At 47.8% G+C, this 12,409-nt stretch carries 8 protein-coding genes, 2 tRNA genes and 1 other annotated feature; of the genes, 3 read left to right on the top strand and 7 right to left on the bottom strand.

From position 1 onward, the window contains the following. The 6 genes from KNO76_RS13320 to pdxS form a co-directional block, all read right to left on the bottom strand. A tRNA-Ser gene (locus KNO76_RS13320) sits at nt 1-86 on the bottom strand. 37 nt (nt 87-123) lie between these two features. Then, a tRNA-Ser gene (locus KNO76_RS13315) sits at nt 124-214 on the bottom strand. Nucleotides 215-353: 139 nt separating this feature from the next. Further along, nucleotides 354-1,637, bottom strand: a complete 1,284-nt coding sequence (gene serS / locus KNO76_RS13310) for a serine--tRNA ligase (RefSeq protein ID WP_214885911.1) — start codon at nt 1,635-1,637, stop codon at nt 354-356. 51 nt (nt 1,638-1,688) lie between these two features. Further along, nucleotides 1,689-1,897: a binding site (T-box leader), on the bottom strand. A gap of 18 nt (nt 1,898-1,915) precedes the next feature. Further along, a complete protein-coding gene (locus tag KNO76_RS13305) occupies nt 1,916-3,163 on the bottom strand; it encodes a D-alanyl-D-alanine carboxypeptidase family protein (protein ID WP_214885909.1) in 1,248 nt (415 codons plus the stop codon). Between the two features lie 85 nt (nt 3,164-3,248). Continuing rightward, the gene (gene pdxT / locus KNO76_RS13300) at nt 3,249-3,827 is read right to left on the bottom strand and encodes a pyridoxal 5'-phosphate synthase glutaminase subunit PdxT (protein WP_214701508.1); all 579 of its coding nucleotides are present in this window, start codon (nt 3,825-3,827) and stop codon (nt 3,249-3,251) included. 1 nt (nt 3,828) lies between these two features. Next, complete coding sequence (pdxS, locus tag KNO76_RS13295) at nt 3,829-4,719, bottom strand: pyridoxal 5'-phosphate synthase lyase subunit PdxS (protein WP_012727762.1); 891 nt, start codon at nt 4,717-4,719, stop codon at nt 3,829-3,831. A gap of 287 nt (nt 4,720-5,006) precedes the next feature. Between pdxS and pdxR the strand changes: the two genes are divergently transcribed. From pdxR to KNO76_RS13280, 3 genes are all read left to right on the top strand, one after another. Then, on the top strand, nt 5,007-6,410 hold the full coding sequence (pdxR, locus tag KNO76_RS13290) for a MocR-like pyridoxine biosynthesis transcription factor PdxR (RefSeq protein ID WP_214885907.1): 1,404 nt from the start codon (nt 5,007-5,009) through the stop codon (nt 6,408-6,410). After that, nucleotides 6,407-7,027: a class A sortase gene (locus KNO76_RS13285; protein ID WP_214885905.1), complete on the top strand. Its 621-nt coding sequence runs from the start codon at nt 6,407-6,409 to the stop codon at nt 7,025-7,027. Before pdxR ends, KNO76_RS13285 begins: the two co-directional genes overlap by 4 nt. Before the next feature lie 140 nt (nt 7,028-7,167). Further along, nucleotides 7,168-10,590, top strand: a complete 3,423-nt coding sequence (locus tag KNO76_RS13280; protein WP_214885903.1) for an alpha-amylase family glycosyl hydrolase — start codon at nt 7,168-7,170, stop codon at nt 10,588-10,590. A gap of 40 nt (nt 10,591-10,630) precedes the next feature. On the opposite strand, the gene guaB is transcribed toward KNO76_RS13280, so the two are convergent. Continuing rightward, nucleotides 10,631-12,094: an IMP dehydrogenase gene (guaB, locus tag KNO76_RS13275; RefSeq protein WP_026824748.1), complete on the bottom strand. Its 1,464-nt coding sequence runs from the start codon at nt 12,092-12,094 to the stop codon at nt 10,631-10,633. Between the last annotated feature and the right edge of the window lie 315 nt (nt 12,095-12,409).

The following is a 12,409-nucleotide window of genomic DNA, read 5'->3' as shown; positions in this document are numbered from 1 at the left end:
GAGGTGGTGGGATTCGAACCCACGCAGGCTATTACACCCCTGACGGTTTTCAAGACCGTTCCCTTAAACCACTTGGGTACACCTCCAAAAGATATGAAATTGTCTGAGCCTCCAAAAAGAAAATGGAGGAGGTGGTGGGATTCGAACCCACGCAGGCTATTACACCCCTGACGGTTTTCAAGACCGTTCCCTTAAACCACTTGGGTACACCTCCAAAGCTCATATACAATTCGCAAGCAACAGTGTCGCTCGACATGATTTATAGTACCAACTGAAGAGACAGATGTCAAACCCTTTTGTGAAAAAACATTAAAAAAAAATAAGCAGCCTCAAAATCGAGGCTGCTCTGCTATTTAGTTCGGCATTTCGATCTTTTCTTTCCCACCCATGTAAGGACGAAGGACTTTCGGAATCACGACCGAACCATCCGCTTGTTGATAGTTTTCTAGAATCGCTGCGACCGTCCGTCCGACCGCTAGACCTGAACCGTTCAACGTATGCACGAACTCAGGTTTCGCATTGGCGTCACGACGGAAACGAATTCCCGCACGACGCGCTTGGAAATCTTCAAAGTTTGAGCAAGACGAGATTTCACGATATACCCCTTGTGCCGGCATCCATACTTCAATATCGTATTTTTTCGCGGCAGTGAATCCGAGATCTGCCGTACACATGCTGAGCACTTGATACGGAAGTTCGAGATGCTTCAATACTTCTTCGGCATGCCCTGTCAACAACTCCAATTGCTCATAAGATTCTTCCGGTTTTACGAAACGGACGAGCTCGACTTTGTTGAATTGATGCTGACGAATCAACCCGCGTGTGTCACGTCCCGCTGAACCGGCTTCAGAACGAAAGTTAGCGCTATATGCTGTATACGCGATTGGAAGTTGCGTTTCCGGGAGAATTTCTTCACGGTGCATGTTCGTGACCGGTACTTCAGCTGTTGGAACGAGGAAGTAGTTCGTATCCGCTACTTTAAATGCATCTTCTTCAAACTTAGGAAGCTGACCCGTCCCTGTCATTGAATCACGATTGACCATGTAAGGAGGTAACACTTCAGCGTATCCATGCTCATCTGAATGAAGATCCATCATAAAGTTGATGAGAGCACGTTCTAAACGAGCGCCTAATCCTTTATAGAAAACGAAACGGCTTCCCGTTACTTTTCCGGCCCGTTCGACATCGACGATTTGAAGGTCTTCCATCACATCCCAATGTTGCTTTGGCTCGAAATCAAAATCAGGCTTCGTTCCGATTTCACGAATCGTCACGTTATCGTCCTCGGTCTCGCCGATTGGGGTTGATTCGTGCGGGATGTTCGGAATGCTGAGTAAAATCAAGTTAAGATCTGCCTCAACTTCTCGTAACTCTTCGTCTAACAGTTTGATTTCATCCCCAAGGCGACGTGTCTCTAAGATTGGACCTTCAGCATCTTGTTTGTTTCGCTTCAATTCAGCAATTTGTTTTGTCGCTTCATTGCGCTTCGCTTTCTTCACTTCGACTTCGTTGATCAAATCACGGCGCTTCTCCTCTAACTGTGGGAAGCGGTCAAGGGCACTCAAGTCTTCACCTCGATGAGCTAATTTTTCTTTAATTCCTTCAAAATCCTGTCGCAAACGTTTAATGTCTAACATTATTGTTCCTCCTTTTTCATATAAAAAAGGTGGCACGCCCCTTTCCCGTAGGAAAGGGACGAACCACCTTGGATCCGCGTTGCCACCCTCGTTGCCCAAATACCTGAGCCACTCGATGCACGTAACGTGTGCGAACGTGACTTGTTTCCAAGTCAATGCTCCGAGGTCGATTCGGTTACGCCATCCCACTAGTTTGCACCAACCACTAGCTCTCTGTCAGTAGACGTACGTAACGTACTTATTCTCATCATCGCATCTGTCATTGAATTAATCTTACTTTACAACATCTCCACTTGTTCGACAAGACTGATTTTTCCAAGTGCGAGCCGGATTTGGTCGAGGAAATCTAAAAAGGCTCGCGTCATTCGCGTCAAGAACGAAGCGGTATCGATCGACTCCGCTGTGACGAGTGTCATCTTTGGAGGGGCCTCCCCTTCTAAATAGCGAACATGCTCTGAAGAATCGATTGTGACCATGCCAGCCTGTGTGTCGACCTGAATCGGGGCCTCTAAATCGAGTAGTTCATATTTCGGCTCGGGAACAGGTTTCCCTTTTTCAACCAACACCTCAAAGTCATTCGTCGTCCGGACCGCGACTTGCTCTTCCTCACCTTGCGAGACCGTTGCCGTTTTTGAAATGGTTTCACCCGTCCGCAAAATCGGAGTCATGACGAAATCTGCATAGGCATAGTCATGTAGCGCTTTCGTTGCAGCATAACGCCCTTCGTCCGATGTCGCACCGAGGACAACTGACAGAACGGTTCGCCCATCTCGTGTAGATACGCCAATGAAACAATATCCCGCCTCATTCGTCGTACCTGTCTTGAATCCGAGCATTCCCGGGTAGGCGAGGTCACGGTCAGCGAGCATGCGATTCGTCGCATCAAACCGAACACCGTCGACATCCACATATGCCCGCTTCGTCACATCAAGTACTTCTGGATACGTCGTCAAATACGCAATCGCGAGCTTCATCAAGTCCTTGGCAGACGTCAAATTGTCTCCTGGTAGACCTGCGGATTCTGAATCAAGTCCTGAGGCATTCGCGAACGTCGTTTGGGTCATCCCGAGTTCATCGGCCCGACGATTCATCTCTTTGACAAATGCCTCTTCCGAACCGGATACGGCCTCCCCGAGCGTTACGGCCGCTTCATTCGCTGAACGAATCAACGCGGCATCGTATAACTCTTTGACGGTATATGGTTTATTTAACAGCGGGATTCGTGCCAACCCTGGCTTTCTCGTCAACGCCAAAGCAGCATCGCTCGGTGTGATTTCTTGTTTCCAACTGAGTTTCCCTGCTTCAATCGCCTCACGCGTTAAAAATGCTGTCATCAGCTTCGTGATTGAAGCCGGCTGAAGCATCGAATCTTCTTGTTTAGCAAATAGAACTTGTCCTGTTGTCACGTCAACAAGCATCACGCTTGCCGCATCCACTTTCGGTGCGGCCGCAGAGGCAGCCGATGGCAAGATGGTCTGCACGACGAATATGACCGTGAGCAATATCATGAAATAACGGGCCTTCACATCGTTTCCCCTTTCTGTACGCTTCTTTTTTCAGTGTAACAAAAAATAAGTTTGAAGGACCTCTTTTTTGTGAGGTCTCTCAAACTTATACGTGTTGGGTCTGATTCGCTTTGACCATCTCGATAAAATAGCGATGTAACGATAAGTCATCCGTTAATTCTGGATGGAAAGAACAGGCAAGATACTGTTTGTAACGAACCGCTACAATCGCTTCCTCGACTTCAGCGAGCACATCCACTTCCGGTTCGACCCGTTCCACTTGAGGGGCACGGATAAAGACCGCTTCAACCGGATCTTCGATTCCTTTCACAGGAAGATCGACTTCGAAACTGTCGACCTGACGTCCAAACGCATTGCGTTTCACCGTCATCGGAATTTTCTTTAAGTGCGCATCGTATCCTTCGACTTCGTTTGCGAGAAGAATCATGCCGGCACACGTGCCGAACATCGGTAACGTCTCCATCTCTCGAAGTGGTTCGAGCAGCCCGTAACGGTCGAGCAATCGTCGCATCGCCGTACTCTCTCCTCCTGGTAATACGAGTCCGTCAATCGCTTGCAAATCTTCTACCGAGCGGACTACTACGGTTTGGGCGCCGAGCGTTTCGAGCATGCGAACATGCTCACGAATCGCGCCTTGCATCCCTAATACGCCAATCGTCACCATCTTACCAGCCTCTTGGTGCCATAAGTTCTTCTTCTTTGAGCGTGCGGACGTCGAGTCCTTTCATCGCTTCACCTAGTCCTTTTGACAAGTGTGCGATTCGCTCATAGTCGTCATGGTATGTCGTCGCTTCTACGATGGCACGTGCGAATTTTTCTGGGTTCTCCGCTTTGAAGATACCTGATCCGACGAAGACCCCGTCTGCTCCGAGATGCATCATCAATGCCGCATCCGCTGGTGTCGCGATTCCACCCGCCGCAAAGTTAACGACTGGGAGACGACCCGCTTCACGGATTTGCATCAATACTTCAAACGGTGCACCGAGGTCGCGTGCCTCTGTCATGACTTCATCCACGCTCATCGACAAGAGACGCTTCACTTGCGCTTGTACTGTACGCATGTGACGAACCGCTTCGACGATGTTTCCTGTTCCGGGCTCCCCTTTTGTACGAATCATCGCCGCACCTTCGCCGATGCGACGGGCTGCTTCACCGAGGTCGCGTGCTCCACATACGAACGGTGCCGTATAGTCGCGCTTGTACAAGTGGAACTCTTCGTCGGCTGGTGTCAACACTTCGCTCTCGTCAATGAAGTCGACTCCCATCGATTCGAGGACACGTGCTTCAGCGATATGCCCGATCCGGCATTTCGCCATAACCGGAACTGACACTGCACCCATGACGTCTTCAATGATTGTTGGATCGGCCATACGGGCAACGCCACCCATTTTACGGATGTCCGATGGTACGCGTTCTAGTGCCATGACAGCCACAGCACCTGCAGCTTCAGCGATCTTCGCCTGTTCGGCGTTGATGACGTCCATGATGACACCACCTTTTTGCATTTCTGCCATCCCGCGTTTTACTTTATCTGTCCCTACTTGTCTCTTTTCCATTGAAATCCCTCCATTGATTCGTGTTCTACTTGCTAGTATAAGTTGAATTGACTATATTGAAAGTGTCAGTTTCTTATTTTTTAAAGTGGTCAGTTCAAATGAAGGACTCTATTTTATTTATCACGAACCTGTTGAAGTATGGAGGAGAGATATGTATGTCAAACCGGGATCCGTTCGATGGAGGTCATCGTGCCTCATTTGGTACACCTGGGATCGTCTCGTTCTTAATCATCCTTGGCTTTATTCTTTACTTCTTGTTCGGTTCATAAAGAAAGGAACGTCACACTATGGATATGCTCACCTTTTCGCTTGATCAAGAATCGTCCATCCCGCTTTACGAACAATTGTATAAACACATTCGGGACGCTATCGTGGACGATACGTTAAAGACAGGTACCAAATTACCTTCCAAACGTAAACTCTCCCAATTTTTAGACGTGTCACAGACGACGGTCGAATTCGCATATGCCCAGTTACTCGCCGAAGGATACATCGAATCCATTCCTCGAAAAGGATTTTACGTATTACCGCAAGAGGAACTGTACGTCCGGCGGTCGAGTAGTACCATTACCCCAACCCCACCTCAGAAGACGTATACGTACGATGTCTCACCAAGTCAAATCGACACGACCGCCTTTCCATTCGAGCGTTGGAAACGACATGTCAAGCACGTCGTCGATGAAATACATCATGAGTTACTCGCCTTAGGACCAGTTCAAGGAGATCTCGAATTAAGACAAGAGATTGCGACCTATCTCTATCATTCACGAGGGGTCCAGTGCTCACCTGAACAAATTATCGTCGGTTCCGGAACGGAGCAACTGTTGCCACAACTGTTGGATCTATTACCTGAGTCGTCAATTTTTGGGATTGAAGATCCCGGTTATCCGCTCACTCGTCTCTTATTCGAACAACAAGGACGTACCTCAATCCCGATTCCGATAGATGAGAGCGGGGTTTGCGTGCACGAGCTCGAGCGTCAGGCAATCGATGCGTTATACGTGACCCCAGCCCATCAATTTCCGACAGGGACTGTCCTGTCTGTCAGTCGAAGGCAGCGCTTGTTAAACTGGGCGCTCGTTCATCAAACGTATATTATCGAAGACGATTACGATAGTGAATTCCGCTACAGTGGTAAGCCTATACCGTCTCTTCAAAGTATGGACCCGAACGAACGGGTTATTTACATCAGTACGTTTTCGAAATCGCTCATGCCCTCCCTTCGAATCGGCTACATGGTATTACCAACAACCCTTTTGAACCGTTATCGAGAGAGGCATCATTATTTCACCTGTAGCGTCCCTAGGTTCGAACAACATACGTTGTCCCTCTTCATGTCGAGCGGTGATTTTGAGAAACATTTGAATCGGATGCGAAAAATATACCGCCGCAAACTAGAGATTGTCCTCGCCTCCTTCCGCCCATTCGAACCGATTGTCACCGTGACCGGAGCGAGTGCCGGATTGCACGTCGTACTGACTGTCGCTACCGACCGGACAGAACAAGAGCTGAAGCAGTCTGCAGAATCTTCCGGAATCGCAATCAAATCGATGAGCGATTACCGCATCATACATCCGGACGAACAAAAACAGCTTCTATTCGGCTTTGCGCATTTGTCCGAATCAAGCTTACCGGATGTGATCGATCAATTAATGTATGCATGGAAAGTTTCGAAAGGAGGGACGTCATGAAGCGCTGGCTTCGATGGGTCATCGGAATATACTTGATCGGTAGCGGAATTTTCTTTTTGACAAGTTCCGTTTGGAAAGATGTCATCGCCGATTCAACGAGTGAATATGTGATGGAACATATGGAACTACAAGACGAGGATGAATTTAACCCAAGTTATGATTTCAAATCCGTCACGCCGCTTTCATTGAAAGACGTCTTACAGGCGCGCAATCGTTTTCATCATTTACCAACAATCGGTGTCATTTCAATTCCGGATGTTTCTTTGAAACTTCCAATCATTAAAGGATTGGATGACGAGAGTCTGGCTGTAGGCGCCGGAACGATGCATCCTAACCAGCAGATGGGCAAAGGGAACTATGCGCTCGCCGGTCACTATTTACAGCATGCGACCGCTCTATTCGGTCCCCTCCATGAAATCGAAATCGGGGCGACGATTTATCTTCAAGATGATACGCGAACGTACGAATACGTGGTCACTTCCCTTGAAACTGTCTCTCCTGAACGAGTCGATGTATTAGATGACACCTCAACCCCAACCATCACGTTAATCACGTGTACGTTTGATACGACAGAGCGCCTCATTGTAAAGGGAGAGCTCGTCACCACTTCCTCATGACCGTTTCTCCTCAATAAATAGGAGAAGCGGTTTATTGTTTTTCCAAAAACATATTGTTAGCGCTTTCAAATTCCGCTAAACTATTTTTGAAAACGTTTGCACAAAATAGTGCAATTCTATTTGACAGGAAGAGGTGCCTCATGAAGAAAAAAACTGCTCGTCAGGCTTCAACACTCATACTATCCGGTGCATTGCTCGTCCAAGCCGGCGTTCCGATGAACGCTTTGGCCGAACCGACGACTATGACAATCGATGGAACGAAGGCAGACTGGGCCTCCGTTACACCCCTTGCAACTTCCCCGGCCACGGGTTGGGAAGGTTTTGATATCGGCGACCTATACATACAAAACGACGCTCAACACCTTTATTTTTATGTGGATGCGAACAATGTCCCAAACTGGGGAGATAACGGACAATATATTAATATCGCCCTTCAAGTGAACGATAAAGACTCTGGGGTTTCTTCGAATCCACTTGGATATCCTTTCGATTTTAAAGGAGTCGACAAGGCACCTCAGTATCATATTCTCGTTCGTATTGATGGGGACGAGAACGTAAAAGAAGCCGCCCTCTATGAAGCCGGACAGGAGACGCCACTCTTACAATTGAATCAATTGAACGGATCCGCCTTCGCAGTCAATCGGACGAAAGGGTTTGAAGGAAAGGTCCCTCTCTCACTACTCGGGCTAAACAACGGAGACCGAGTCCGTGCCCTGACGGTATTGAGCGGGAACAACGCAGGTGAACATGGAGCGTTTGATACGATTCCAAGCAACGCGGCCAATCAACTATCCGACAGTTGGAACGTCGCCGCTAGCCCATCAACACAATCAGTTTATAGTGCTCCGTTCACGTTAAGCGGGGTGGAGACAATCGACCAGCTTGAAGTCGCTTCCGTGACCCCTGCTTCTTCAGCAACTGATATCGATGTATCTACTCCAATCACATGGACCTTCAATGAACCGGTCCGTCTTGATGCTGAAGCAGTTTCCCTACGGCAAGGTGAGACGCATGTCCCGGTTGACGTGACAATCAACGGTACGACTGTGACACTTCAACCGAAAGAGTCACTCGCTCTCAACACTTCATATACGGCTACCATTTCAGCGGGGGCTTTGACCGGCACGATTTCGAACACGACGCTCCCTGCTTTGACGACTACGTTCAAGACGGCATCAAAACTCGCAGACCCGTGGGAAACGACTCGCTATATCGAGATGAAGTATGTCCGTGCGGATGGAGACTATACAGATTGGAACTTGTGGACGTGGAGCACTGGCAAGAAAGATGGACAAGTGGATCCGTATCGCATCACGGAGGACGGAGCAATCTTCCGAATCCCGGTCGGTCAGGACGCCACTAAAGTCGGGTTTGTGATCCGAAAAGGAACGGATTGGGCTGTGAAGGACACTTACGGAGAGGACAGATACGTCACGCTTGGAGAAGACCGTGTCACGAAAGTGAATGTCGAAAGTGGCAAAGGTGTCTTCCATCAAGTTCCGACAATCAACGGTCCAATGTACGGTACAGACGGAATCAGTTTCTTCTATCGTGACGTAGCACTCTATGAATCCGGAAAAATGAGTGAAATCGAGAAGGTCGCACTAAAAATCAATGGTGAAACCTATCCGATGACGTATGAGTCTGACAACGAATGGTTCCGTCACACAGTACGTTTGCCTGAAGGCGTTCATGACTACACGTATCTCGTCACAAAAGATGGGGTGACGACCGAAGTGAAAGATCCGTATTTCGAGGCGTCTCAAATCGAATATCGTCAACCGACCGTTAAGCTCACTTCTTCGGTTAGCCCGAAAGCAATCAGTTCCCGTGAAAATGCCGTCTTACAGGTAAAACCAACCTTGCCGAAAGGTGTAGCACTTCGAGAGCTATACATCGATGCACGCCCACTCGGAGGTCCTGAAAAGTTACACATTGACCGTGCGCTCAATGCCCAAACAATTGCGGTAAAGGATACCGTCAAACCAGGCAACAAAACACTTTCTGTCACAGCGATCGATCAATACGGAAACGTCCATCGCTCGAAGACCACCATCCGTGTCGTTCCGAAATCGATGAAAGAGAAGCAAGCATTTGATTGGGATGAGGCCCGTATCTACTTCATGCTGACCGACCGTTTCCACAACGGCGATTTGTCCAATGACAACCCGAACCGTGAATTCTACGATCAGGACCACCTCGAGTCTTATCACGGAGGTGATTTCGCAGGTGTCACGAAAAAACTCGATTATTTGGATGACCTAGGTATCAATACAATCTGGATTACACCGATTGTGGATAACATCGATTGGGATTTACGCTATGGAAAAGACGGGTCTCAATATGGCTATCACGGGTACTGGGCAAAAAACTTTGAAAAACTCGATGAACATCTCGGAGATATGGCCGCATTCCACAAATTGATTGACGAAGCACATAAACGCGGCATTAAAATCATGGTTGATGTCGTCTTGAACCATCCGGGTTACGGTATGGAACCCGGTGCGAGTTCATCCGTCACGAATTTCCCGACGGATACGGAACGTCAAGTGTTCGATGGCATGATCCGTGAGAATCCCGTCGACGGGGATGACCTCAAGATGTCCTTGTCCGGCCTTCCTGATTTCAAGACAGAAGAAGCCGCCGTCCGAGAGCAGTTGGTTAAATGGCAGACCGATTGGATTAAACGTTCGAAAACGAAAAGAGGAAACACGATCGATTACTTCCGTGTCGATACAGTCAAACATGTGGATTCAACGACGTGGAAGTCATTCAAAAATGAACTAACGACAATCAAACCGGATTTCAAACTCATCGGAGAGCATTATGGAGCAAGTATCAACAATACGGGTGGTTATTTGAGAAGTGGTCAAATGGACTCCTTGCTCGATTTTGACTTTAAATATCAGGCCGAGCAATTCGTGAACGGTAACATTGAGGATGTAGAAAGTGCACTTCAATACCGAAATAAACAACTATCGAATGAAGCGACTCTTGGACAATTCTTAAGCAGCCATGATGAAGATGGATTCCTCGTCTCACGCGCAGGTGGGGATACAGGAAAACAAATGGTCGCTGCAGCGCTTCAAATCACGGCCAAAGGTCAGCCCGTCATCTATTACGGAGAAGAGGTTGGCCAATCCGGGACACATGCGGGCGATATGGACAAAGATGAATTTAACGAGAATCGTTATGATTTCGATTGGTCCCGTGTCAAAGGTGAAGGTAAAAAGATGCATACGCATTACCAAAAACTATTGAATATCCGTGCAGACTATTCACACGTATTCAGTAAAGGAACACGTTCATCTGTCGCTGTGAGTGCTGCCTCTGGTTATTCAGTGTTTGAACGGAGCTATGGTAAACAATCTGTTCTTGTCGGATTGAACACGAAAGAGAAAGCGCAAACCGTTTCATTTAAGACGTCGTATAAGGCGAAGACTGTATTAATTGACCGTTATAGCGGCAAATCATATACCGTTCAAAAGGATGGGAAGGTGACCATCTCTCTTCCTGCTCAAGATCAGGGAGGTACCGTAATTTTAGTAGCGAAACATAAATAAAATACCGCCATCCTGAGTGAACAGGATGGCGGTATTTATATTAGCGTGAGTAGTTTGGTGCTTCTTTTGTGATGTTGACATCATGCGGATGGCTCTCCTGGAGTCCAGCACCTGTCATACGAATGAATTGTGTGTCTTCACGAAGGGCACGAATGTCGGCAGCGCCGCAATAACCCATACCTGAACGGAGACCACCAATCAATTGATAGACCGTGTCGGCAAGTTCACCGCGATACGCCACGCGACCTTCGATTCCTTCTGGCACGAACTTTTTATCGGCTTCTTGGAAATAACGATCTTGGCTTCCACGTTTCATCGATGCTTCCGATCCCATACCACGGTAAGTCTTGAACTGACGACCTTGGTAGATTTCCATCTCCCCTGGGCTCTCTTTCACACCCGCAAGCAAGCTTCCGAGCATGACTGCGTTCGCTCCTGCGGCGATCGCTTTGACGATATCACCTGAGTACTTGATTCCACCATCAGCGATGACTGAGACACCGTGCTCTTTCGCTTCCATAACACAATCGTATACAGCTGTGATTTGTGGAACGCCGACACCTGCGACGACACGTGTCGTACAGATTGAACCTGGTCCAATCCCAACTTTAATGACGGATGCCCCTGCTTCAATCAATGCACGCGTTGCTTCAGCAGTAGCCACGTTTCCTGCGATGATCGGAAGTGATGGGAACATGTCGCGGATCTCTCGAACTTTTTCAAGAACACCAGCGGAATGTCCGTGTGCTGTATCGATGACCAATGCATCCACACCCGCTTCAACTAATACTTGAGCGCGTGACACTGCATCTTTTGTGACACCGATTGCTGCTGCGACGAGAAGACGACCTTGCTTATCTTTTGCTGCGTTCGGGAACTGTTCGACTTTCTCGATGTCTTTTGTCGTAATGAGACCTTTCAATACACCGTTCTCATCGACGAGTGGAAGCTTCTCGATGCGATGTTGATGAAGAATGCGTTCTGCCTCTTCAAGTGACGTACCAACTTTTGCTGTGATGAGATTTTCCGTCGTCATGACATCTTTGATGACTGTCGAATAATCTTTAATAAAGCGAAGATCACGATTCGTCAAGATACCAATCAGTTTACGCTCCTCTTCTGAGTTCACAATCGGTACACCAGAGATACGATACTTACTCATCAAGTATTCCGCATCGTATACTTGATGGTCTGGAGTTAAATAGAACGGGTTCGTGATGACACCATTTTCTGAGCGCTTGACACGATCGACGTGCTCAGCTTGCATTTCCATCGACATGTTCTTGTGAATGACACCTAAACCGCCTTGACGGGCCATAGCGATTGCCATCGGAGCTTCGGTGACTGTATCCATGCCGGCACTGATGAGCGGAATATTCAATTCCAGTCCTTCACAGAGCTTCGTGCTTAAATCTACGTCACGCGGTAAAACACTTGAAAACCTCGGTACGAGTAATACATCATCAAACGTTAAACCTTCTTTTGCAAACTTGTTTTCCCACATAAAAATTGATGGCCCCTTTCTCGTCCTATCCAAATCTTCATTTCGAAATATTTCTGTAATGGTAACAGGTATAATGCGAAAGTGCAATTCAATTCCCGATGTTCAGAAAGTTCAGAATTGTGTTCATTACGATATGAATCGTAAAAATTGTTCGGAATTTCATGAGAAAAGGCTCTATTTGATGGAGTTCGATTTCAAAATAAGCATAAAAAAGACGACCGAGCGTTATGCTCGGTCGTCCTCTGCGTTGTTGCCTGGCAACGTCCTATCCTCACAGGGGGAGATCCCCCAACTACTTTCGGCGCTGAGACGCTT

Origin of the sequence: Exiguobacterium sp. s101 (assembly GCF_018617835.1) — a bacterium.
In the GTDB taxonomy this organism is placed as follows: Bacteria; Bacillota; Bacilli; order Exiguobacteriales; family Exiguobacteriaceae; genus Exiguobacterium; species Exiguobacterium marinum.
The sequence above is the reverse complement of the archived record's forward strand: the minus strand, read 5'-3'. Positions and strand labels throughout refer to the sequence as shown.